Source organism: Citrobacter telavivensis (assembly GCF_041807075.1).
Lineage (GTDB): Bacteria > Pseudomonadota > Gammaproteobacteria > Enterobacterales > Enterobacteriaceae > Citrobacter_A > Citrobacter_A telavivensis.
On sequence record NZ_JBGUBF010000001.1, the window covers coordinates 760,852 to 785,484 of the forward strand.

Here is a 24,633-nt window from a genome sequence, read left to right on the forward strand (position 1 = left end):
AGAACTCCAGTACGCGAGTCGGATCGTTCAATAATAGCTTACAGACCTTGCTTAAACTGGTAATAACGCCCCTGCTGCGCTAACAGATCTGCGTGATTACCTTGCTCAATAATTTGGCCGTTGTCCATTACTATTATTTGATCAAAACGCGCGAGCCCGCGCAGGCGATGCGTCACCATCAGTAACGTTTTACCACGCATTACATCCGCCAGTAATTCAAGCATTTGGCTTTCGGTGGTCGCATCCAGTCCTTCCGTTGGTTCATCAAGCAGCATCAGCGGCGCATCGTGCAGCAGGGCACGGGCGATCGCCAGACGGCGTAGTTCCCCACCGGATAACTGACGACCGCCTTCTCCCAGCCAGCTATTGAGGCCGGTATCGTCGAGGAGTTTCTCCAGTCCGACGCGGCGCAGCGTGTCTGTCAACTGTTCGTCACTGGCGTCGGGTGCGGCAAGCCGCAGGTTGTCGCGCAGGGTGGCGCCGAACAAGTGCACACGCTGCGGCACGACGCTGATGGTCTTGCGCAGCGTCGCTTCATTCAATGCCGCAATCGGACGGTCGTTGAGCAGGATCTCGCCCTGCTGCGGATCCCACGCGCGCGTGAGCAGTTGCAGCAATGTCGATTTACCGCACCCAGTACGACCAAGAATGGCAATGTGCTCGCCAGGATTCACCTGAAGAGAGAGCGAATCCAGCGCTTTTTGCGCCTGCCCGGGATAGCTGAATACAACGTCACGCAGCGTCAGAGTAACCTTAGCCGGGACGTCCGATACGTCGGTCGGGAAAATGACTTCCGGCTTCTGTTCGGTTAACTCGGTGATCCGCATGGCGGAGGCGATGACCTGTCCCAGATGCTGAAATGCACCGGTAACCGGAGCCAGAGCTTCAAACGCCGCCAGCGCGCAAAAGACAAACAGAGCAATCAGCGCGCCCGGCTGGGTGTTACCACCCACGCCGCCTGCCGCCATCCACAGCATCAGTAATATGGCAACGGCACCGATCAGCAACATTAGCGCCTGTGACAGTGCCGTCAGTTCAGACTGTCGGCGCTGTGCTTCGTGCCACTGTAACTCTGTGGCTTCCATCTGCGCGCGATAACGGTCGCTGGCGCCAAAAATAGTCAGTTCAGCCTGGCCCTGTAACCACGCGGTCAGTTGCTGGCGATACTGTCCGCGCAGATGCGTCAGGTTCTGTCCGGTGGTTTTCCCGGCGCGATAAAATACGGGCGGCATAATAAACAGCGTCAGCAGCATCACACCGCCGAGGGTGCAGGCGAGAGTGACGTCAAGTACGCTCAGACCGATCGTCACAACCATAATCACCACAAAAGCACCCACCAGAGGGGAAATGACGCGCAGGTAGAGGTGATCCAGCGTATCCACATCTGCCACAATGCGGTTCAACAATTCACCCTGACGATAGCGAGCCAGTCCGGCAGGGGAGAGCGGCAACAGCTTGCTGAAGGTGTGAATGCGCAAATGTTGCAGCACGCGGAAGGTCGCATCATGGCTGACCAGCCGCTCGAAATAGCGTCCGGCAGTCCGGGTAATGGCCGCGCCGCGTACGCCCGCGGCAGGAAGCATGTAGTTAAAACTGTAGATACCGGCAAAGCCCGCCACGGCCGACGCTGAAAGAAACCAGCCGGACAGCGTCAGCAGGCCAATACTGGCGAGCAGAGTGATAATGGCCAACACGATGCCCAGCGTTAACATCCACTTGTGACGTTTATAGAGCGTCAGATAAGGCAGCAGCGCGCGCATTTAGATCTCCTCCTGACGATGGGCCAACAGCGTTGCAAACGCGCCGCTGGCGGAACTCAACTCGGCCCAGGAGCCTTGTTCGATAATCTGTCCGTCCTGCATCACCCAAATCGTGTCCCAGTCGGCAAGATCTTCAAGCTGGTGCGTGACCATCAGCGTTGTCTGGCGTTTTGAGGCAGTTTTCAGCGCCTGCATGACCCGCTGTTCACTATGGGCATCCAGGCTGGCAGCTGGTTCGTCCAGCAGCAGTAACTTGCAGGGATTAAGGAGCGCACGTGCGACTGCTACGCGTTGAGCCTGGCCGACGGACAGGCGTCCTGCCTGATCGCCAACGGGGGTATCAACACCCTGCGGCAACAGCGGCAGGAATTCACTGACCCAGGCGCTGTCGAGTGCTGCGCGCAGTTCTTGCTCGCTGGCATTCGGGCGCGCCAGCAACACGTTTTCCCGTATCGTTGCTGCGGGCAACTGTGGGTTTTGCCCCACCCAGGAGAGATGCTTGCGCCAGGATTCTGGAGACAAATCGCGCAGTTCCACACCGTTAATGCGCAGCGATCCCTGATAGGAAAGGAAGCCGGAAAGTGCATTCAACAACGAACTCTTACCTGAACCGCTACGACCGACCAGCACGGTACGCTGCCCGGCAGGAAGCGAGAAGTTCAGTGGTCCTGCCAGCGTTTTACCTTCCGGGGAGGTGATAATGAGATTTTCAGCATCAATGGAAACAGGTTCTTGCGCGGATAATTCAACCTCGCCGCGTTCCGGGTGGGCGAGCGGCGTTTCCATAAAGGTTTTCAGACTGTCAGCCGCACCCACCGCCTGCGCCCTGGCGTGATAAAACGTACCCAAATCGCGCAGCGGCTGGAAAAACTCAGGGGCCAGAATGAGGGCCAGGAAGCCTGCCGCCAGCGTCACACCCGTACCATAGTGGCCGAAATTAAGTTCGCCGAGGTAGGAAAAACCAAAGTAAACAGCGACCAGCGCGATGGAAAGCGAGGTGAAAAATTCCAGTACACCCGATGATAAAAAGGCAAGGCGTAGCACTTCCATCGTGCGCTGGCGGAAATCTTGCGACGCGACGCGGATGCTTTCTGTTTCGGCTTCACCGCGACCAAAAATGCGCAGGGTATCCATTCCGCGTAAGCGATCGAGAAAATGCCCGCTCAGACGAGCCAGCGCCAGGAAGTTACGACGGTTAGCATCGGCTGCGCCCATACCGACCATCGCCATGAACAGAGGGATAAGCGGCGCGGTGCCGAGCAGAATCAGCGCGGCGGCCCAGTTCGAGGGAAAAATAGCCGCCACGATCAGGATGGGCACACACACTGCCAGCGCCATCTGCGGCAGATAGCGGGCGTAGTAATCGTGCATATCGTCAATTTGTTCCAGCACCAGCGTGGCCCAACTTCCCGCCGGTCGCCCCTGAATCCACGCCGGACCGGCCTGTTGCAGGCGATTGAGGACCTGGCGGCGGATCTCAAATCGGATATGTTGTCCCGCATGGAATCCCACGCGTTCGCGTAGCCATACCACCCAGGCACGCAGGATAAAGATCAGCACCAGCACGACAAAGGGCAACAGCAATGCCTCGCGCGGGATGTTATCCATGATCATATGTTGCAGAATGCGAGCCATGATCCAGGCCTGAGCGACAATCAGTACGCCACTCACGAACCCCAGCAGACGGGAAATCATGAGCCAGCGTTGGGAAATGACACTTTGCTGTTTTAACCAGAGGGTTAGCTCTTTTTGACGAGTTTTATTCATTGCGCGCTTTGCAGGTGAGTTATCAGAATTTTTTGGCAGGGCAATGTTACAACGGGGCAAAAATAAAGGCGACTTATAGTCGCCTTATTTACTTTTGTTACTGATTTGTAAAAACTATTTGCACGCGTCGGCTAAACCATCGAGGTAACGTTCAGCATCCAGCGCAGCCATACACCCGGTGCCTGCGGAGGTGATAGCCTGACGATAAATGTGGTCCATCACGTCGCCCGCAGCGAAGACGCCCGGGATGCTGGTCTGGGTCGCGTTACCGTGACTGCCGGACTGTACTTTGATGTAGCCGTTTTCAAGCTCAAGCTGACCTTCGAAAATCGCCGTGTTCGGGCTGTGGCCGATGGCAACAAACAGTCCCGCGACCTCCAGCGACTCAATGTTGTCTGCATTCTGCGTATCGCGCAGGCGCAGACCCGTAACGCCCATCTGATCGCCGGTCACTTCTTCCAGCGTGCGGTGGGTGTGCAGCACAATGTTGCCGTTCTCCACTTTGTCCATCAGACGTTTAATCAGAATTTTTTCCGCGCGAAAACCGTCACGGCGGTGAATCAGGTGAACTTCAGAGGCGATGTTCGCCAGATACAGCGCTTCTTCAACGGCCGTGTTACCGCCGCCGATAACCGCGACCTTCTGGTTGCGATAGAAAAAGCCGTCACAGGTTGCGCAGGCAGAAACGCCACGACCTTTGAACGCCTCTTCTGACGGCAGACCGAGATAGCGAGCGGACGCACCGGTGGCGATAATCAGCGCATCACAGGTGTACTCTGCACTGTCACCTGTCAGACGGAACGGACGGTTTTGCAGGTCCACTTTATTGATGTGATCGAAGATGATCTCGGTTTCAAACTTAGTCGCATGCTCGTGCATACGTTCCATCAGCAGGGGACCGGTCAGATCGTTCGGATCGCCAGGCCAGTTTTCCACTTCGGTCGTGGTGGTCAGTTGACCGCCTTTTTCCATACCGGTAATCAGCACCGGCTGCAGGTTTGCGCGCGCAGCATAGACCGCCGCGGTGTATCCCGCCGGGCCGGAACCCAGGATAAGCAGTTTACTGTGTTTGGTCGTGCCCATGAGATCCTCATTGTTGTTGGCAGGCAATGGGCTGGATTGTAGGGAATTTGGTGGCGTAAAAAAAGAGTATAGCGATTTTGTTAACAATTTGTGCAATAGGCGAGGCCAATAAGTGAACAAATCGGCAGCGGCACTATAAAGAATTCTACTTAAAGTCGGTCAGTTATAAGGTGATAAAATGACGAATTGTCTTAACGCATAATGAATAACTGGCATGTTGTACTAAAAATCGATGTTTTACTTTGACAATCACCTGCCGTTTTGCGAAAACATTCGAGGAAGAAAAAAACAGTGTTGTGTGTGTGCCGCATAATCATGCATATAAATACCATGTTTACCGGGCTAGCGAAATCTACGCATGGCGTGGACAGACGCCATTCGTGATGTCGATAGCTGCCTTCAGGCAACGGTCTTCTCACTATAGACCCAGGCATTGCGCGCCGTTAATCCTCTGGGTTTCGGTCTATTGTGATGGGCATCGACTCTCGACAATGATGTTTGATGAGTCAGGCAGGTGTAGGGAAGGAATACAGAGAGACAATAATAATGGTAGATAGCAAAAAGCGCCCTGGCAAAGATCTCGACCGTATCGATCGTAACATTCTTAATGAGTTGCAAAAGGATGGGCGTATTTCTAACGTCGAGCTTTCTAAACGAGTGGGACTTTCCCCGACGCCCTGCCTTGAGCGTGTGCGTCGTCTGGAAAGACAGGGTTTCATTCAGGGCTATACCGCTCTGTTAAACCCGCATTATCTGGATGCATCACTTCTGGTATTTGTTGAGATTACTCTGAATCGTGGCGCTCCGGATGTGTTTGAACAATTCAATGCTGCCGTACAGAAACTTGAAGAAATTCAAGAGTGTCATTTGGTGTCCGGTGATTTCGACTACCTGTTGAAAACACGCGTGCCGGATATGTCAGCGTACCGTAAGCTGCTGGGGGAAACCCTGCTGCGTCTGCCTGGCGTGAATGACACACGTACTTACGTGGTAATGGAAGAAGTCAAACAGAGTAATCGTCTGGTTATTAAGACGCGCTAATACGGAACAGGTGCAAAATCGGCGTATTTTGATTACACTCCTGTTAATCCATACAGCAACAGTGCCGGGGTAACCCGGTGCTGTTGTCCGTTTTAGCACCGGGCAGGAAAAGCCTGAAACCTGGAGAGCCTTTTTTGAGCCAGGAATACACTGAAGACAAAGAAGTCACATTGACAAAGTTAAGCAGCGGGCGCCGACTTCTGGAGGCGTTGTTAATTCTTATTGCCCTTTTTGCCGTCTGGCTGATGGCAGCCTTACTGAGCTTTAATCCTTCTGATCCCAGTTGGTCGCAAACGGCCTGGCATGAGCCTATCCATAATCTGGGGGGGGCTCCGGGGGCGTGGCTGGCTGATACCCTGTTCTTTATCTTTGGGGTGATGGCGTACACCATTCCAGTCATCATTGTGGGCGGCTGCTGGTTTGCCTGGCGTCATCAGGCGACCGATGACTATATCGATTATTTTGCCGTCTCACTGCGCATCATTGGCGTGCTGGCGCTTATCCTCACCTCCTGTGGCCTGGCCGCAATCAATGCTGACGATATCTGGTACTTCGCGTCCGGCGGGGTGATTGGCAGTCTGTTGAGTACTACGCTGCAACCACTGCTGCACAGCAGTGGCGGCACCATTACGCTTTTGTGCGTGTGGGCCGCGGGGCTGACGCTCTTTACCGGTTGGTCATGGGTTAGCATCGCCGAAAAACTCGGTGGCTGGCTGCTCAATATTCTGACTTTTGCCAGCAACCGAACGCGTCGTGATGATACCTGGGTAGAAGACGACGAATACGAAGACGATGAAGAATATGAAGATGACGCTGATGGCGGGAGACGAGAATCTCGTCGGGCGCGTATTCTTCGCGGAGCACTGGCGCGCCGTCAACGTCTGGCTGAAAAATTTATCAACCCGCATGGTCGTCAGACCGATGCGGCGCTGTTCTCTGGCAGACGCATGGATGACGATGATGAGGTAGCATACAGCGCGCGTGGCGTCGAAGCGGATCCTGGCGATGTGCTGTTCTCTGGACATCGTGCAACGCAACCAGAGTATGATGAGTACGATCCGCTTTTAAACGGTCATTCGGTGACCGAGCCGGTCGCTGCAGCGGCAGCAGCAACGGCTGCGACTCAGGCCTGGGCCGCCCCGGTCGATCCAATTATGCAAACGCCACCTATGTCGGGAGCGGAAACCGTTCCTGTACAACCTGCCGTTGAATGGCAGCCTGTTCCGGGGCCGCAAACCGGCGAGCCGGCTATCGCTCCGGCGCCGGAAGGCTATCCGCCGCACGCTCAGTATGCGCAACCGCAACACGCGCAGTATGAGTCATGGCAACAGCCTGTTCCGGCTGAACCGCAATACACTGCGCCTGTTGGCCCTGAAACAGGTTATTTACAGCCAGGCGTACCGCAGCAACCGCAGCCTGCGCCAGAACAACCCTGGCAACCTGAGTCGGTTTATCCGTCAGAGCCCGTTCAACAACCGAATTATCATCAACCGGCTTATCAGCCAGAGCCGCAGGAACCGGTGGTTCAGCAGATGCCTGTTGCAGAGCCTGAACCGGTGGTGGAAGAGACGAAACCTGCGCGCCCGCCGCTGTACTATTTTGAAGAGGTGGAAGAGAAGCGCGCGCGTGAACGCGAGCAACTGGCGGCATGGTATCAGCCGATTCCTGAGCCTGTTAACGCGCCGGAATCGGTGGCTCCTGCGCCATCAGCCGCGCCTTCCATACCGCCAGTCGACGCCGCAGCGGCTATTGCACCGATCGCCGCAGGCGTGAAGGATGCGACGTTATCAGCCGGTGCGACTGCGGCAGCAGCAGCGCCGATCTTCAGCCTCGCGAACGGCGGCGCGCCGCGTCCGCAGGTGAAAGAAGGGATTGGCCCACAGTTGCCTCGTCCGAACCGCGTGCGCGTACCGACGCGCCGTGAGCTGGCATCGTATGGCATTAAATTACCGTCTCAGCGTATGGCTGAGGAGAGAGTACGTGAGGCCGGGCAGCACGATCCGCAATACAGCGATGATGAAATCGACGCCATGCAGCAGGATGAACTGGCTCGTCAGTTCGCCCAGTCACAGCAAAGTCGTTATGGCGATGAGTATCCACGAGATGTGACGCAGGCTGACGATGAAGATGTCGCTGCAGAAGCCGAACTGGCGCGCCAGTTTGCCTCTTCGCAGCAGCAACGCTACGCCGGTGAGCAACCTACGGGAGCGAATCCGTTCTCGCTGGATGATTTTGAGTTTTCACCGATGAAGACGCTGGTGGATAATGGCCCGCATGAGCCGTTGTTTACGCCGGGCGTGATGCCGGAGCCTGCGCCTGTTCAGCAGCCACAGCAGCCACAGCAGCCACAGCAGCCACAGCAGCCGCAGTATCAACAGCCGCAACAGCCGGTGGCCCCGCAGCCGCAGTATCAGCAGCCGCAACAGCCGGTGGCCCCGCAGCCGCAGTATCAGCAGCCGCAACAGCCGGTGGTCCCGCAGTCGCAGTATCAGCAGCCGCAACAGCCGGTGGTCCCGCAGCCGCAGTATCAACAGCCGCAACAGCCGGTGGTCCCGCAGCAACCCGCAGCGCCTCAGCCGCAGGAAAGTCTGATTCACCCGTTGCTGATGCGCAACGGTGACAGTCGTCCGCTGCAAAGACCGACGACGCCGTTGCCGTCGCTGGATCTGCTGACGCAGCCGCCGAGTGAAGTCGAGCCGGTTGATACCTTTGCGCTGGAGCAAATGGCGCGACTGGTTGAAGCCCGTCTGGCTGACTTCCGCATCAAGGCTGATGTGGTGAATTACTCTCCAGGTCCGGTGATCACGCGTTTTGAACTGAATCTGGCACCGGGCGTGAAGGCTGCCCGTATTTCCAACCTATCTCGTGACCTGGCGCGTTCGCTTTCGACCATCGCTGTACGCGTGGTGGAAGTGATTCCGGGCAAACCCTACGTAGGCCTGGAATTGCCGAACAAAAAACGGCAGACCGTTTATCTGCGTGAAGTGCTGGATAACGCGAAGTTCCGTGAAAACCCGTCGCCGCTGACCGTGGTGTTGGGTAAAGACATTGCTGGCGATCCGGTGGTGGCCGATCTGGCGAAAATGCCACACCTGTTAGTGGCGGGTACAACCGGTTCGGGTAAATCGGTTGGTGTGAATGCGATGATCCTCAGCATGCTTTACAAGGCGCAACCGGAAGACGTTCGCTTCATCATGATCGACCCGAAAATGCTGGAACTGTCGGTTTACGAAGGCATTCCGCATTTGCTGACGGAGGTCGTCACCGATATGAAAGACGCCGCCAACGCCCTGCGCTGGAGCGTTAACGAGATGGAGCGCCGTTACAAGCTGATGTCCGCTCTGGGCGTGCGTAATCTGGCGGGTTACAACGAGAAGATTGCCGAAGCCGCGCGGATGGGGCGTCCGATTCCGGACCCGTACTGGAAGCCGGGTGACAGTATGGATGCACAGCATCCGGTACTGGAAAAACTGCCGTATATCGTTGTGCTGGTGGATGAATTTGCCGACCTGATGATGACCGTCGGTAAGAAAGTTGAAGAGTTGATTGCCCGACTGGCGCAAAAAGCCCGTGCGGCAGGGATCCACCTGGTGCTGGCGACGCAGCGTCCGTCGGTTGACGTGATTACGGGTCTGATCAAGGCCAACATTCCGACCCGTATTGCCTTCACCGTGTCCAGTAAGATTGACTCGCGTACCATCCTCGATCAGGGCGGTGCAGAATCGTTGCTGGGGATGGGGGATATGCTTTACTCCGGGCCGAACTCCACAATGCCAGTGCGTGTTCACGGCGCATTTGTCCGTGACCAGGAAGTGCATGCGGTGGTTCAGGACTGGAAGGCACGTGGGCGTCCGCAGTATGTGGATGGCATCACCTCCGACAGCGAAAGTGAAGGCGGCGGTGGTGGCTTTGACGGCGGCGAAGAGCTGGATCCGTTATTTGATCAAGCGGTTAACTTTGTGACGGAGAAACGTAAAGCGTCCATCTCCGGCGTACAGCGCCAGTTCCGCATTGGCTACAACCGCGCGGCACGCATCATCGAACAGATGGAAGCGCAGGGGATCGTCAGCGAACAGGGCCATAACGGCAATCGCGAAGTGCTGGCTCCACCGCCGTTTGACTAAGTGCAAAGTTACGTAATTCAGTATTGTCTACTTTCCTCACGCTGATTTTTGGCCTGGAATGGATAGCAGAGGGATCTCCCGGTCGGGAGTGACGTATTTTGAGGAATAACAATGAAAAGAATCGCAATCACCTGTGCATTACTCTCAGGATTCGTGGTAAGCAGCGTTTGGGCGGATGCCGCCAGCGATCTGAAAAGTCGACTGGATAAAGTGAGCAGCTTCCACGCCAGCTTTACGCAGAAAGTGACCGATGGCAGCGGTGCCGCTGTTCAGGAAGGTCAGGGTGATTTGTGGGTGAAGCGTCCGAACCTGTTTAACTGGCACATGACGCAGCCTGACGAAAGCATTCTGGTTTCTGATGGTAAAACGCTGTGGTTCTTTAACCCGTTTGTTGAGCAGGCCACCGCGACATGGTTGAAAGACGCCACCGGCAACACGCCGTTTATGCTGATTGCCCGCAATCAGTCCAGCGACTGGCAGCAGTACAATATCAAGCAGAACGGAGATGACTTCGTCCTGACGCCAAAAACCAGCAACGGCAACCTGAAACAGTTCACTATCAATGTGGGCCGTGACGGGACCATTCATCAGTTCAGCGCCGTGGAGCAGGATGACCAGCGCAGCAGCTATCAGCTGAAATCGCAGCAGAATGGCACCGTTGACGCATCGAAATTCACCTTTACTCCACCGCAAGGCGTAACGGTAGACGACCAACGTAAGTAGAGGCATCAGTGAGCAACCTGTCGCTCGATTTTTCTGATAATACCTTTCAGCCACTGGCCGCGCGGATGCGGCCAGAAAATTTAGCGCAGTATATTGGTCAGCAGCACCTGTTGGCTGCGGGCAAACCATTGCCGCGCGCGATTGAAGCCGGACACCTGCACTCCATGATTTTGTGGGGACCGCCAGGCACCGGAAAAACCACGCTTGCTGAAGTGATTGCCCGCTACGCCGATGCCGACGTTGAGCGGATTTCAGCCGTCACCTCCGGCGTGAAAGAGATCCGTGAAGCCATCGAACGCGCCCGGCAGAGTCGTAATGCCGGGCGTCGCACCATCCTGTTTGTTGACGAAGTTCATCGCTTCAACAAAAGCCAACAGGATGCGTTCCTGCCGCACATTGAAGACGGCACCATCACTTTTATCGGGGCTACCACCGAGAACCCCTCTTTTGAGCTAAATTCCGCACTGCTGTCACGTGCGCGCGTCTATTTGCTCAAGTCGCTGACGACGGAAGATATCGAGCAGGTACTGCGTCAGGCGATGGAAGACAAGGCGCGGGGTTACGGTGGGCAGAATATTGTTCTACCGGATGACACCCGCAGAGCAATCGCGGAGCTGGTCAACGGCGATGCGCGTCGGGCGCTGAACACGCTGGAAATGATGGCCGACATGGCGGAAGTGGATGACAGCGGCAAGCGGGTATTGCTGCCCGCACTGTTGACAGAAATTGCCGGCGAGCGCAGCGCGCGTTTCGATAACAAAGGTGACCGCTTCTACGATCTCATTTCCGCATTGCATAAATCGGTTCGCGGCAGCGCGCCGGATGCGGCACTTTACTGGTATGCGCGCATCATTACGGCGGGGGGCGATCCGCTGTACGTGGCGCGTCGCTGTCTGGCTATTGCCTCCGAGGATGTGGGCAATGCCGATCCGCGTGCGATGCAGGTGGCGATCTCCGCCTGGGACTGCTTTACGCGTGTGGGGCCTGCTGAAGGCGAACGCGCCATCGCGCAGGCGATTGTCTATCTGGCCTGCGCACCGAAAAGTAATGCGGTGTATACCGCATTCAAAGCGGCGATGTCCGATGCCCGTGAACGCCCTGACTATGACGTACCTGTCCATCTGCGCAATGCGCCGACGAAACTGATGAAAGAGATGGGCTACGGTCAGGAATATCGCTACGCGCATGATGAACCGAATGCCTATGCCGCCGGCGAGGACTATTTCCCGCAGGAGATGGCACAAACACGCTATTATCACCCCACAAACAGAGGTCTTGAGGGTAAGATTGGCGAAAAGCTCGCCTGGCTCGCCGGACAGGATCAAAATAGCCCTATAAAACGCTACCGTTAGCGCAGGCGTTGCGGTAATGTTGGCACTGTATCCCTGTGACCGCAGGCTGTGGTCACATTTTCCTCTTTCAATTCGATAAGCACAGGATAAGCATGCTCGATCCCAATCTGCTGCGTAATGAGCCAGACGCAGTCGCTGAAAAACTGGCACGCCGGGGCTTTAAGCTGGATGTAGATAAGCTGCGCGCTCTTGAAGAGCGTCGTAAAGTTTTGCAGGTCAATACCGAAAACCTGCAGGCAGAGCGTAACTCTCGATCGAAATCCATCGGCCAGGCGAAAGCGCGCGGGGAAGACATCGAGCCTTTACGTCTGGAAGTGAACAAACTGGGCGAAGAACTGGATGCCGCAAAAGCGGAGCTGGATGCTTTACAGGCTGAGATCCGCGATATCGCGCTGACCATTCCTAACCTGCCTGCTGACGATGTCCCGGTCGGTAAAGACGAGAACGATAACGTTGAAGTCAGCCGCTGGGGTACCCCGCGCGAGTTCGATTTTGAAGTTCGCGATCACGTCACGCTGGGTGAAATGCATGCCGGTCTGGACTTTGCTGCCGCCGTTAAGCTGACAGGCTCCCGTTTTGTGGTGATGAAAGGGCAGATTGCCCGTATGCATCGTGCGCTCTCGCAGTTCATGCTCGATCTGCACACTGAGCAGCATGGCTACAGCGAAAATTATGTGCCGTATCTGGTCAACCATGACACCCTGTACGGTACCGGTCAGTTACCGAAATTTGCTGGCGATCTGTTCCATACTCGTCCGCTTGAAGAAGAGGCTGACAGCAGTAACTACGCGCTAATCCCGACGGCGGAAGTCCCGCTGACCAACCTGGTGCGTGATGAGATCATCGACGAAGATCAGTTGCCGATCAAAATGACGGCGCATACGCCGTGCTTCCGCTCGGAAGCGGGTTCTTACGGTCGTGATACTCGTGGCCTGATCCGTATGCACCAGTTCGACAAAGTTGAAATGGTACAGATCGTTCGCCCGGAAGATTCAATGGCGGCACTGGAAGAGATGACTGGCCATGCAGAGAAAGTTCTGCAACTGCTGGGCCTACCGTATCGCAAAATTATTCTCTGCACCGGCGACATGGGCTTCGGCGCATGCAAAACCTACGATCTGGAAGTGTGGGTACCGGCACAGAATACCTATCGCGAGATCTCGTCCTGCTCTAACGTCTGGGATTTCCAGGCGCGCCGTATGCAGGCACGCTGCCGCAGCAAGTCTGACAAAAAGACCCGCCTTGTTCATACCCTGAACGGCTCCGGTCTGGCAGTAGGCCGTACGCTGGTGGCCGTGATGGAAAACTACCAGCAGGCTGATGGCCGTATCCAGGTACCAGAAGTGCTGCGTCCGTACATGAACGGACTGGAATATATTGGTTAATCCTCGCTTCATCCCTTTCTAAAAAGCGCCTTTGGGCGCTTTTTTTATGCCTGTTTGACGCCGGACAATAATCATTACTCCCTTGGGGGTAATATTACCTTTGAACGGAATTCAGCATTTTGCGCTATTATCCTATGAAATCGCTATATATAAAACTATATACCGCTGTGTAACTACTCAAATAATAACATCAATTTCTTTTTTTTTACTGTAAGCAAGCAGAGTGAGTCTTTATGAAAACTAAGATCCCTGATGCCGTGATGGCAGCGGAGGTGAGTCGTCGTGGTTTAGTCAAAACGACGGCCATAGGCGGACTGGCGATGGCCAGTAGCGCGTTTACCCTGCCATTTACCCGAATCGCCAATGCAGCCGAAGCCCTGAGTCCGGCGCAGGCCAGTGAAAAAGTCATCTGGAGCGCGTGCACCGTGAACTGCGGGAGTCGTTGCCCGTTGCGCATGCATGTTGTGGATGGCGAAATCAAATACGTTGAAACCGACAATACCGGTGATGACAACTATGACGGCCTGCATCAGGTGCGCGCCTGTCTGCGTGGTCGCTCCATGCGCCGTCGCGTCTATAACCCGGATCGCCTGAAATACCCGATGAAACGCGTGGGCAAGCGCGGAGAAGGTAAATTCGAGCGCATCAGTTGGGATGAGGCTTACGACCTCATCGCCAGCAATATGCAGCGTCTGATTAAGGATTACGGTAACGAGTCCATCTACCTGAACTACGGCACCGGTACGCTGGGCGGTACGATGACTCGCTCATGGCCGCCAGGAGATACCCTGGTGGCACGTTTGATGAACTGCTGCGGCGGTTACCTGAACCACTATGGCGACTACTCCTCCGCGCAAATTGCGGCGGGGCTGAACTATACCTACGGCGGCTGGGCGGATGGTAACAGCCCGTCTGACATCGAAAACAGTAAGCTGGTCGTGCTGTTCGGTAACAACCCTGGCGAAACCCGCATGAGTGGCGGTGGGGTCACCTACTATCTGGAACAGGCGCGACAGAAATCGAATGCGCGGATGATCATTATCGATCCGCGCTATACCGACACCGGGGCCGGTCGAGAAGACGAGTGGATCCCGATTCGCCCGGGTACCGATGCGGCGCTGGTGAATGCGCTGGCTTATGTGCTGATTACAGAGAATATGGTCGATCAGCCGTTCCTCGATAAGTACTGTGTGGGCTACGACGAGAAAACCTTGCCTGCCAGCGCGCCGAAGAATGGTCACTATAAGGCCTATATTCTGGGGCAGGGGAATGACGGTACGCCAAAAACGCCTGAGTGGGCGGCGCAAATTACCGGCATCCCGGCAGACCGGATTATCAAACTGGCGCGTGAAATCGGCTGTGCCAAACCGGCCTATATCAGTCAGGGCTGGGGGCCGCAGCGTCACGCAAATGGCGAAATCGCCACCCGTGCTATTTCTATGCTGGCAATTCTGACCGGTAACGTCGGGATTAATGGTGGTAACAGCGGCGCACGTGAAGGCTCTTACGATTTGCCGTTTGTACGGATGCCCACGCTGGAAAACCCGGTAGAAACCAGTATCTCCATGTTTATGTGGACCGATGCCATTGAGCGTGGTCCGGAAATGACCGCGCTGCGTGATGGGGTGCGCGGTAAAGACAAACTCGACGTGCCGATTAAGATGATCTGGAACTACGCCGGTAACTGTCTTATCAACCAGCACTCAGAGATCAACCGCACGCACGACATCCTCCAGGATGACAAGAAGTGCGAAATGATTGTCGTCATCGACTGCCACATGACGTCGTCGGCGAAGTATGCCGATATCCTGTTGCCGGACTGTACGGCTTCTGAGCAGATGGACTTCGCGCTGGATGCTTCCTGCGGGAATATGTCCTACGTTATTTTCGCCGATCGGGCCATTAAGCCGCGTTTCGAATGCAAAACCATCTATGAAATGACCAGCGAGTTGGCGAAGCGTCTGGGTGTCGAGTCGCAGTTTACCGAAGGGCGCACTCAGGAAGAGTGGATGCGTCATCTGTACGAACAGTCGCGTCAAGCCATTCCGGAACTGCCGACCTTTGAGGAATTCCGTAAACAGGGTCTGTTTAAACAGCGCGATCCGCAAGGGCATCACGTGGCCTATAAGGCGTTCCGCGACGATCCGCAGGCTAATCCGTTGACGACACCGTCGGGTAAAATCGAGATCTACTCGCAGGAGCTGGCAGAGATTGCCGCCACCTGGGAACTGCCAGAAGGCGATGTCATCGATCCATTGCCGATCTACACGCCGGGTTTTGAGAACTACAACGATCCGTTGACCAAAGATTATCCGCTACAGCTAACGGGCTTCCACTATAAATCCCGAGTCCACTCGACCTATGGCAACGTTGATGTCCTGAAAGCGGCGTGCCGCCAGGAGATGTGGATCAATCCACTGGACGCGCAAAAACGGGGTATCCGCAATGGTGATAAGGTCCGCATCTTCAACGGCCGCGGAGAGCTCCATATTGAGGCGAAAGTGACGCCGCGTATGATGCCAGGCGTGGTCGCGTTAGGTGAGGGGGCCTGGTATGACCCGGATACGAAACGCATTGACCAGGGCGGTTGCATCAACGTGTTGACCACGCAGCGCCCATCTCCTCTGGCGAAGGGGAACCCGTCACATACGAACCTTGTTCAGGTTGAGAAGGTGTAAGGAGTAACCGATGACAACCCAGTATGGATTTTTTATTGATTCCAGCCGTTGCACCGGTTGTAAAACCTGCGAACTGGCCTGTAAAGATTACAAAGACTTAACTCCGGATGTCAGCTTTCGTCGCATTTATGAATACGCGGGCGGAGACTGGCAGGAAGACAACGGCGTCTGGCATCAGAACGTATTTGCCTACTATCTGTCCATTGCCTGCAACCACTGCGAAGATCCGGCCTGTACCAAGGTCTGCCCGAGCGGCGCGATGCACAAACGGGAAGACGGTTTTGTGGTCGTGGATGAAGATATCTGCATCGGCTGCCGCTACTGCCATATGGCCTGCCCGTACGGCGCGCCGCAGTACAACGCCGCTAAGGGTCACATGACCAAGTGCGATGGCTGTCATGACCGCGTGGCAGAGGGCAAAAAGCCGATCTGCGTGGAATCTTGTCCACTGCGCGCACTGGATTTCGGCCCCATCGACGAACTGCGTAAGAAACACGGTGAACTGGCTGCCGTTGCGCCGCTGCCGGGTGCGCACTTCACGAAGCCGAGTATTGTGATCAAACCGAATGCCAACAGCCGTCCGACCGGGGATACCACCGGTTATCTGGCGAATCCGAAGGAGGTGTAAGATGGGAAGTGGATGGCATGAATGGCCGCTGATGATCTTTACGGTCTTCGGACAATGTGTGGTTGGTGGCTTCATTGTTCTGGCGCTGGCGCTGATGAAAGGCGACCTGCGGGCAGAAACGCAACAGCGCGTGATTACCTGCATGTTCGCGCTGTGGGTGCTGATGGGCATCGGCTTTATCGCTTCCATGCTGCACCTTGGCTCGCCAATGCGGGCGCTTAACTCGCTTAACCGCGTAGGATCGTCGGCGCTGAGTAATGAAATTGCCAGCGGTTCTATTTTCTTTGCGGTTGGTGGGATTGGCTGGCTGCTGGCCGTGCTGAAAAAGCTCACACCGGCCCTGCGTAACTTGTGGCTGCTGCTCACAATGGTACTGGGTGTGCTGTTCGTCTGGATGATGGTGCGCGTTTATAACAGTATCGATACCGTACCGACCTGGTACAGCGTCTGGACACCGCTGGGCTTCTTCCTGACGCTGTTGATGGGCGGCCCGCTGTTGGGCTATCTGCTGCTGCGCGTGGCGGGTGTTGATGGTTGGGCGATGCGTCTGCTGCCTGCGGTTTCACTGTTGGCGTTGGTGGTTAGTGCCATCATGTCGGTGATGCAGGGGGCGGAACTGGCGACCATTCACAGCTCTGTTCAGCAGGCTTCTGCGCTGGTACCGGACTACGGTTCGCTGATGGCCTGGCGTATTGGGGTTCTGGCGGTGGCATTGTGCTGCTGGGTTGTCCCACAGTTGAAAGGTTATCAGCCTGCGGTTCCGCTGCTGTCAGTGGCCTTTATTCTGCTGCTGGTGGGGGAGTTGATTGGTCGAGGCGTATTCTATGGCCTGCATATGACCGTCGGTATGGCGGTTGCCAGCTAAGTGATGAACCGGGGCTTTCGCCCCGGTTTTTTTATTTCTGCTTAGTCAACGTATCGTAACTGGTCATCAGATTGCGGTAATCCGGAATATGATTGGAGAACAGCGTCGCCAGCCCTTCGATGTCATTACGCCAGTCGCGGTGCAATTCACACGCCACACCAAACCACGTCATCAACTGTGCGCCAGCCTGCGACATCCTGTCCCATGCTGAATGGCGGGTAATTTCATTAAACGTCCCTGAAGCATCGGTCACTACAAAGACGTCAAAGCCCTCTTCAATGGCCGACAGCGCTGGGAAGGCCACACAGACTTCGGTTACCACGCCGGCAATAATCAACTGTTTTTTACCCGTGGCTTTAACCGCTTTCACAAAGTCTTCGTTATCCCAGGCGTTGATGTTGCCTGGACGTGCAATGTAGGGCGCATCGGAAAACTGGGCTTTTAATTCAGGGACCAGCGGTCCGTTTGGTCCGGTTTCGAAACTGGTGGTGAGGATGGTAGGTAACTTAAAATATTTGGCTAAATCACCCAGTGCGAGCACGTTATTCTTAAATTTATCAGGGTCAATATCCCTGACCAGTGAGAGTAGTCCGGCCTGGTGATCAACCAGAAGAACCGCAGCGTCGTTTTTATCGAGACGAACATAAGGCTTGGTCATTCTCTTCTCCTTGCTTGAGTCAACTATGCGCCCAGATTCATTCAGGCGCATAAGGTTCACTCAAAGCATAGAACGGAAAAAAAATGCTGCCGGAACTATGAGATTTTTCGACTAAGCGAAACGGAACTCTTTTGCGTTAAATCAATAAAAACAGCAACCTGACTCATGTGAGTCAGCAATAATTCATAATCTTAATCAATAAATTCAATCGAAGGGTATGAAAGGCCACCACGCCACGGTTTGCGCCGATTGACAATGTTTTTGTTGGTGGCATGATGCGCGTGAAATTTGAACTTCCTCACGGTTTATACTCATGTCCACCTATACCCGACCCGTCATGCTGTTGCTGGCTGGTCTACTTCTGTTGACCCTGGCGATCGCGGTGCTGAACACGCTCGTCCCGCTTTGGCTCGCCCAGGAAAACCTGCCGACGTGGCAGGTGGGTATGGTCAGTTCGTCCTATTTCACCGGTAACCTGGTCGGGACGCTGTTGACAGGACAGTTAATCAAACGCCTCGGGTTTAACCGTAGCTACTACCTTGCCTCGCTGATCTTTGCCGCGGGCTGCGTAGGGCTTGGTGTGATGGTTGGTTTCTGGAGTTGGCTGGCATGGCGCTTTGTCGCAGGCGTGGGTTGCGCCATGATCTGGGTTGTCGTTGAGAGTGCGCTGATGTGCAGCGGGACATCACGCAACCGCGGTCGCCTGTTGGCGGCCTACATGATGGTCTACTATGTGGGGACGTTCCTCGGGCAGTTGCTGGTCAGCAAAGTCTCTACGGAGTTGATGAACGTACTGCCGTGGGCCACGGGATTGATTCTGGCAGGGATTTTACCGCTGCTCTTTACCCGTATCCTTAATCAGCAATCAGAAGAACATAACGTCACACCGATCACCGCAATGCTGAAACTGCGCCAGGCGCGACTGGGTGTCAATGGCTGTATCATTTCCGGGATTGTCCTCGGCTCGTTGTACGGCCTGATGCCGCTGTATCTCAATCATCAGGGGATGAGCAATGCCAGCATCGGTTTCTGGATGGCGGTACTGGTCAGCGCGGGTATCCTCGGCCAGTGGCCAATAGGGCGACTGGCGGATAAGTTTGGTCGACTGCTGGTGCTACGCGTGCAGGTGTTTGTGGTGATCCTGGGGAGCGTAGCGATGTTAAGCCAGGCGGCGATGGCACCCGCTCTCTTCATTTTGGGGGCCGCGGGCTTCACGCTCTATCCGGTTGCGATGGCCTGGGCCTGTGAAAAAGTAGAACATCACCAACTGGTGGCGATGAACCAGGCGCTGCTGCTGAGCTATACCGTCGGCAGCCTGTTAGGCCCTTCCTTCACCGCCATGTTGATGCAGAATTATTCCGATAATCTTCTGTTTATTATGATTGCCAGCGTGTCGTTTATTTATTTACTGATGCTGCTGCGCAATGCCGGGCATACCCCGAATCCGGTTGCCCACGTTTAATTCTGCGCAAACAGTATGCAATGCTGTGTTATTGCATACTGTTTTTTGTATATATGCCAGGGGATGATTGAACTCCGGTGATATAGGCTATTTTCATGAAAATAACGCGTTCAGACGTTTTGCGTTTTTCACCCTTCCAGTACCGCTTTCCACGTTTACCGCATTTGCTGGCCTGACGGGATTTTCCCGAAAATGGACGCGTTTACGCCCGAATGGATATTCCAGCTTACGCTGAATATCGCCACTCCGTTTGTGCTGGTGGGCCCTGGTCTCATCTTCCCACTGTTGGCGCGTAGAAAAGCGTGATTATTTCAGGATTCAAGCAAGGAGTGTAGTTGCGCCGGGCTGGTGATATTGCTCAGTTGCTGCAAATGGTCCGCCTCATCGAGCCAGCACACCAGCTGTTGAATCATTTCAATATGTTGAGAGCTGTTGGCAGCGGCAAGGACAATCACCAGTTGCACGTTCGGATGACCCGGGAACGGTACAGGTTCTTTCAGGCACAGGAGTGATAAATGCGACTTGCTACTCAGAACACCCTCTTCAGGACGGGCATGCGGCAGGGCAAACTCAGGGCTCAAAATATACCAGGGTCCGGTCTGTTCTGTGGCGTGGATGATTGCCTGTGCATATCCGCTGGTAATGATTTTCTGTTTTTCCAGTGGTAAGCAGGTCATTTTCACCGCATCTTGCCAGGAATCGCATCGTTCGCGAAACTGGCAGGCGGAAAAGAGCGTTGATGTCATTGTTGTTCCTTGCCGTTTGTTCTCACCGGATGGCACTCCGGGAAGTGCCATCCGGTATTCATTAGCCTTTACTCAGCGCGTTATAGACAGCAGATGCTGAAATCCCATATTTCTCTTTTAACTGACGACTGTTCCCTGACTCAGTAAAGGTATCCTGTGTCCCAAGACGGATCAGCTTTGTACCTAATCCTTCTTCTGCAAGCACTTCGGCGACTTGTCCACCCAGTCCACCGGTGATTGTGTGATTTTCTATCGTTACAATTTGCGGACAACCTGCAATTAATTGCAGGAATCGCTGTCGGTTAAATGGTTTTAGCGTGGCAACATGAATGAGCTTGCCACGTTTACCTGTTGAGTGGAGCTGTTCATAACCGGCACTGGCTTGTTCCAGTACCGTACCTTCATAGAGGATGGCAAAGTCGTTGCCAGAATCCTCCACAGCGTCTATGTCAGTGACGCGTGGAACAGCTGATTTATCACGTACTGGCATCGGTTCCCGCGCAACGCGAATGTAGACGGGACCGTGAATGTTTGCTGCTTGTTCGAAAGCCGCTTCAACTTCTTCCGCATCTGCCGGTGTCAGGATCGTGATCCCGGGCAAAACACGTGTTAAAGCCAGATCTTCCAGCGCATGGTGTGACGCGCCATCCGGACCATCATCCATACCAGGATGACTGCCAACCAGCTTGATATTCGCTTTTGCATAACAGGCCTGACGTAATTGGGTCCAGGCGGTGCCGGTAACGAACATCGCAAAGTTAACATAGAACGGGATATTTCCTTCCAGTGCCTGCCCTGTGGCGAAACTCATGGCGGAGCCTTCGGCTATCCCCATTTCAAAGAAGGCATCAGGCCAGGATTTCTGGAATTGATCGGTACGGGTTGAGCTCGCTAAATCACTATCGATAACAACAACCGGATAGCCTTTATCTTTCAGAGCGAGCAGAGCATTGCCAATCTCATCACGTGGTGCTCTCATGACTGTAACTCCTCCATTGCCTGCTGATATTGCTCCGTGCTTGGGGTTTTTGAATGCCAGTCGCCGTTATTTTCCATATAGCTGACGCCACTGCCTTTGACCGTATGCGCAACAATGGCTACGGGTTTTCCTTTTAGATGACGTGATAGCAGCAACGTATCGGCAATCTGGTGCATATCGTTGCCATTTTGCAGTTCAAGTACGTGCCAGCCAAAGGTGCGGATTTTATCGGCGAGTGGCTCAAGGTTGATAACCTCATTGACGGGATCGTGCGATGAGAAACCGTTGTAGTCGATAATCGCTACCAGATTATCCATCTTCATATGACCAGCCTGCTGCAATGACTCCCAAATCTGACCTTCATGCATTTCACCGTCGCCAATAATGGCGAAGACACGGTGTGGATCCTGAGCCTTCTTCTTCGCCGCTGCCATCCCCAGTGCCACGGAAAGTCCCTGGCCTAATAGTCCGGTGGTAGCATCAACTTCTGGAAGCGATTTCACGCTGGGATGCCCCTGTAAGCGCGAGTTGATTTGGCGAAAGGTGTTGAATTCGCTGCGCGCTATTTTCCCTTTCTGGTACAGCATGGCGTACTGTGCGGCGACGGCGTGGCCTTTGCTCATAACCACCCTGGCGCGTGGTGTGGTATCAAGATCGACTTCCTGATGATAAATCCAGGTCAGGATATCAATAACAGAAAGTGCTCCGCCTGGGTGACCAATCCCGGATTCATAAATCATGCTTACAATATCGCGGCGAGCTGCCAGCGCATGTGATTTCAGTTCATCTATATTCATGTTTACTCCTTATCAGGGCAGCATTTTGCCGATGTAATACACCACCAGACCAAGTGCAACAAAGTCGGTTTCCGGGAAGCTGGTGCCGGAGAGTCCTACAGATTCCATAATGGGGTAGATAAGTGCCGGGCCGATCCCGATAAGAATGCCAGTAATAAAACTGCCCACAACGGCACCTTTCCAGCCTCCAGAGGCGTTACCGAAAACAGCAGCAGTTGCCCCAATGAAGAAATAGGGAATAGCGACGGGAATAATGACGGTCTGACCGATCAGCGCAAGTATTCCCATCACCACCAACCCACCAACAAATGAAGAAATAAAGCCTAGTACGGTGGCAGTTGGTGCGTAAGGGAACACGACCGGGCAATCGAGCGCGGGTTTAGCATTTGGGATGAATTTCTCAGAGATCCCAAGGAATGCTGGAACGATCTCCGAAAGTAGCAAACGAACCCCGGTGATAATGATGTAAAGAGAGGCGGTAAAGGTGAGTGACTGAAATAACGGATAGACCAGCCAATGCATGCCTCCCGCCACGGCAGTGACGGCTGTTTTGCCAGCGGCTAATGCGGCGATGTAATAGAAAATACTGACTGAGATGGAGACAGAGACAATGTAGTCCTTAAAAATTCCCAACCATCCAGGGAGGTTAAGTTTTTCCGTAGACTCTTTGGGATCGCCCACTTTCGAACCGATCCAACCAGAAGCAGCGTAAGCCAGCGTGACGTAATGGCCCATGGCAATTTCATCATTACCGGTAATCTTTCGCATCCAGGGTTGGGCGATTGCAGGATAGATACAGGCCGCCAGCCCCAACAATACAGAACCGACGATAATCGTAATACCATCACTGTAACCCAGCGCCTTCAATGTGACAGTGAGTAAAGCGGAGAGATAGAGGTTATGTTGACCGGTCAAAAAAATGTACTTGAACGGCGTAACGCGGGCAAAGAGCAGATTCCAGCCAAAGCCGATAACCATAATCAGGGACACGCACATGGCAAATTTGGTCTGTGCCAACCCGGTTAACGCTTCTGCCAGCGGCATCACCCCTTTAAGTCCAAATCCATCGCTGAACAGCGTCTGGAAATTACCCAGAGAGGTGACGGCCAATCCGGCACCACCGGCGAAAACCAGAAAACCGACGATGGTTTTGAATGTGCCGGATAAGACTTTTTCAATTGGCTTACGTTGGATTAACAGACCTATTAGTGCAATAAATCCAACTAAAAGTGGGGTTACACCCAGAATGTCGAATACAATAAACCTGAGGAGATCCATATTGCCTCCGGGAGAGGTTAGTTGCCCTGAATGACGCTGGTGAGCGCGGTTTCCATTTCTTCGCTATTCATCAAATCGGTTATACCGATGGCTCTGAATCCGGCAGCTTCTATTTCATCAGTGAGGTCGCGCATGGTGATAACAAAGTCGATCCCTTGCCAGGTGGCGAGACCTGACAGCACATCATGTTCAAGGTCGACATCCCATCCATTCTTATCGATGATTTTCTGTGCTTTAATTTTGAGCATTAAGGAGCTGCCCATGCCGGTACGACAGACAATAAGACCTTTCATGTCACTTCTCCTGTTTTGTAAAAATAATTATTTTTATTGAATGTAAAACAAAAAAAATTATTATCTTTGTGTGGGCAGAAAAATGTGATTGTGTATGCATTTTGAGCAAAAAGGCGAAAAATGAGTCAGATTAATACTAACTTGCTGATAAACATCAGAAATGAGGCCAGTGGGCTTAGCCCAATCCTGGAAAAGGTGGGTCATTTTGTGACGGAAAATCCTGACTTTGTGATGCGACACACAATTACTGAGTTAGCCGATTCGATTGAAACCAGTGAGGGGAGTATTACGCGTTTTTGCCGGGCATTTGGTTTTAAAGGTTTCTCAGATTTCAGAACTGCGCTTGCTCTGGAGCAGGGGGCTGCACGTCCTGAAGAGCCGGGAAACGCGGAGATCTCTGCTGTTGTGGCGAGTATTCGCGACAGTCATGCCATTATCAATACACAGGAATTACAGGCTGCTGCCACCTGGCTCAACCAGGTGAATAATGTCGCAATTTATGCCGTTGGCACGGCAGTACCGGTTGCGCTCTTTTTGCAGATGAATCTGATCAAAATGGGTAAGGCGGCAAGTTTTGTCGATCGTTTTTATCTCACAACATCATCCGTGATGGTTGAGTCACAGAGTCAGGGAATTATTGTCGTTCACACTGAGCAGACGTCAGCCGATATGATGCAGGCACTGACCCTGTCAAAACAGCATGGAGCCCGAATTCTTTCGCTTACGCGAGGAACCTTTGCACCATTGAGTCGTCTTTCTGACTGGAATTTACAGGCTGCAGTGGCGCTGAAGGGAGAGGGAGAGTATGGGTTTGCTGAAATTGCTGGGGCAATGATGGTTGCGGACCGATTACTCAATGCGCTGGAGGAACAGGATGAACGCTATGCAGAGTGCCGCAAAGCGCATCAGAAGAGCATCTTCTCGATTGAGAGTGTGGCGAATAAACTGTCGGAATATTTTATGTCGTAATGCATTTGGCTTGTGTTGCGGCCTGATAGCGCTGCGCTTATCAGG

General features: G+C 54.0%; 19 protein-coding genes and 1 pseudogene. 11 read left to right on the top strand and 9 right to left on the bottom strand.

Going from position 1 to position 24,633, the window contains the following annotated elements; genetic code table 11:
• Positions 1 to 38: 38 nt before the first annotated feature.
• The 3 genes from cydC to trxB all read right to left on the bottom strand — a co-directional run bounded on the left by cydC (position 39) and on the right by trxB (position 4,610).
• Positions 39 to 1,760, bottom strand: coding sequence for a heme ABC transporter ATP-binding protein/permease CydC (cydC, locus tag ACERJC_RS03620; RefSeq protein ID WP_373671051.1), 1,722 nt, complete (start codon positions 1,758 to 1,760; stop codon positions 39 to 41).
• The gene (gene cydD, locus ACERJC_RS03625) at positions 1,761 to 3,527 is read right to left on the bottom strand and encodes a heme ABC transporter permease/ATP-binding protein CydD (RefSeq protein WP_152405276.1); all 1,767 of its coding nucleotides are present in this window, start codon (positions 3,525 to 3,527) and stop codon (positions 1,761 to 1,763) included.
• A gap of 114 nt (positions 3,528 to 3,641) precedes the next feature.
• Positions 3,642 to 4,610 (bottom strand): thioredoxin-disulfide reductase, encoded by a 969-nt coding sequence (trxB, locus tag ACERJC_RS03630; RefSeq protein ID WP_152405275.1) that lies wholly within the window; start codon positions 4,608 to 4,610, stop codon positions 3,642 to 3,644.
• 546 nt (positions 4,611 to 5,156) lie between these two features.
• Between trxB and lrp the strand changes: the two genes are divergently transcribed.
• From lrp to ACERJC_RS03670, 8 genes are all read left to right on the top strand, one after another.
• Positions 5,157 to 5,651 carry a leucine-responsive transcriptional regulator Lrp gene (gene lrp, locus ACERJC_RS03635; RefSeq protein WP_000228469.1) on the top strand — a complete coding sequence of 165 codons (495 nt, stop codon included), beginning with the start codon at positions 5,157 to 5,159 and terminating at the stop codon, positions 5,649 to 5,651.
• A gap of 134 nt (positions 5,652 to 5,785) precedes the next feature.
• Entirely contained in the window at positions 5,786 to 9,775 is a 3,990-nt protein-coding gene (gene ftsK, locus ACERJC_RS03640) for a DNA translocase FtsK (RefSeq protein ID WP_373671052.1), read from the top strand.
• Positions 9,776 to 9,886: 111 nt separating this feature from the next.
• Positions 9,887 to 10,498, top strand: coding sequence for an outer membrane lipoprotein periplasmic chaperone LolA (lolA, locus tag ACERJC_RS03645; protein WP_152405273.1), 612 nt, complete (start codon positions 9,887 to 9,889; stop codon positions 10,496 to 10,498).
• Positions 10,499 to 10,506: 8 nt separating this feature from the next.
• A complete protein-coding gene (rarA, locus tag ACERJC_RS03650) occupies positions 10,507 to 11,850 on the top strand; it encodes a replication-associated recombination protein RarA (protein WP_152405272.1) in 1,344 nt (447 codons plus the stop codon).
• 92 nt (positions 11,851 to 11,942) lie between these two features.
• Positions 11,943 to 13,235 (top strand): serine--tRNA ligase, encoded by a 1,293-nt coding sequence (serS, locus tag ACERJC_RS03655; RefSeq protein ID WP_178827887.1) that lies wholly within the window; start codon positions 11,943 to 11,945, stop codon positions 13,233 to 13,235.
• Between the two features lie 233 nt (positions 13,236 to 13,468).
• Complete coding sequence (gene dmsA / locus ACERJC_RS03660) at positions 13,469 to 15,913, top strand: dimethylsulfoxide reductase subunit A (RefSeq protein ID WP_373671053.1); 2,445 nt, start codon at positions 13,469 to 13,471, stop codon at positions 15,911 to 15,913.
• 10 nt (positions 15,914 to 15,923) lie between these two features.
• Complete coding sequence (gene dmsB, locus ACERJC_RS03665; protein ID WP_152404782.1) at positions 15,924 to 16,541, top strand: dimethylsulfoxide reductase iron-sulfur subunit DmsB; 618 nt, start codon at positions 15,924 to 15,926, stop codon at positions 16,539 to 16,541.
• A gap of 1 nt (position 16,542) precedes the next feature.
• On the top strand, positions 16,543 to 17,406 hold the full coding sequence (locus ACERJC_RS03670) for a dimethyl sulfoxide reductase anchor subunit family protein (protein ID WP_373671054.1): 864 nt from the start codon (positions 16,543 to 16,545) through the stop codon (positions 17,404 to 17,406).
• 31 nt (positions 17,407 to 17,437) lie between these two features.
• On the opposite strand, the gene ycaC is transcribed toward ACERJC_RS03670, so the two are convergent.
• On the bottom strand, positions 17,438 to 18,064 hold the full coding sequence (ycaC, locus tag ACERJC_RS03675) for an isochorismate family cysteine hydrolase YcaC (RefSeq protein WP_373671055.1): 627 nt from the start codon (positions 18,062 to 18,064) through the stop codon (positions 17,438 to 17,440).
• 313 nt (positions 18,065 to 18,377) lie between these two features.
• Here ycaC and ACERJC_RS03680 point away from each other — a divergent pair, with 313 nt between their 5' ends.
• The gene (locus ACERJC_RS03680; RefSeq protein WP_152405267.1) at positions 18,378 to 19,526 is read left to right on the top strand and encodes an MFS transporter; all 1,149 of its coding nucleotides are present in this window, start codon (positions 18,378 to 18,380) and stop codon (positions 19,524 to 19,526) included.
• Between the two features lie 154 nt (positions 19,527 to 19,680).
• Positions 19,681 to 19,832 (top strand): annotated as a pseudogene (locus ACERJC_RS03685) (amino acid permease); the annotation flags it as partial.
• Positions 19,833 to 19,837: 5 nt separating this feature from the next.
• Here the strand turns inward: ACERJC_RS03685 and ACERJC_RS03690 are convergent.
• The 5 genes from ACERJC_RS03690 to ACERJC_RS03710 form a co-directional block, all read right to left on the bottom strand.
• Complete coding sequence (locus tag ACERJC_RS03690; RefSeq protein ID WP_286633018.1) at positions 19,838 to 20,272, bottom strand: PTS sugar transporter subunit IIA; 435 nt, start codon at positions 20,270 to 20,272, stop codon at positions 19,838 to 19,840.
• A 61-nt stretch (positions 20,273 to 20,333) separates the two neighbouring features.
• The gene (locus tag ACERJC_RS03695) at positions 20,334 to 21,251 is read right to left on the bottom strand and encodes a transketolase family protein (protein WP_152405265.1); all 918 of its coding nucleotides are present in this window, start codon (positions 21,249 to 21,251) and stop codon (positions 20,334 to 20,336) included.
• Positions 21,248 to 22,048 carry a transketolase gene (locus ACERJC_RS03700; RefSeq protein ID WP_286633019.1) on the bottom strand — a complete coding sequence of 267 codons (801 nt, stop codon included), beginning with the start codon at positions 22,046 to 22,048 and terminating at the stop codon, positions 21,248 to 21,250. Before ACERJC_RS03700 ends, ACERJC_RS03695 begins: the two co-directional genes overlap by 4 nt.
• 12 nt (positions 22,049 to 22,060) lie before the next feature.
• Positions 22,061 to 23,326, bottom strand: coding sequence for a PTS ascorbate transporter subunit IIC (gene ulaA, locus ACERJC_RS03705; RefSeq protein WP_152405263.1), 1,266 nt, complete (start codon positions 23,324 to 23,326; stop codon positions 22,061 to 22,063).
• A 17-nt stretch (positions 23,327 to 23,343) separates the two neighbouring features.
• Entirely contained in the window at positions 23,344 to 23,619 is a 276-nt protein-coding gene (locus tag ACERJC_RS03710; protein WP_152405262.1) for a PTS sugar transporter subunit IIB, read from the bottom strand.
• 120 nt (positions 23,620 to 23,739) lie between these two features.
• On the opposite strand from ACERJC_RS03710, the gene ACERJC_RS03715 reads away from it, so the two are divergent.
• Positions 23,740 to 24,588 carry a MurR/RpiR family transcriptional regulator gene (locus tag ACERJC_RS03715; protein WP_373671056.1) on the top strand — a complete coding sequence of 283 codons (849 nt, stop codon included), beginning with the start codon at positions 23,740 to 23,742 and terminating at the stop codon, positions 24,586 to 24,588.
• Positions 24,589 to 24,633: the final 45 nt, after the last annotated feature.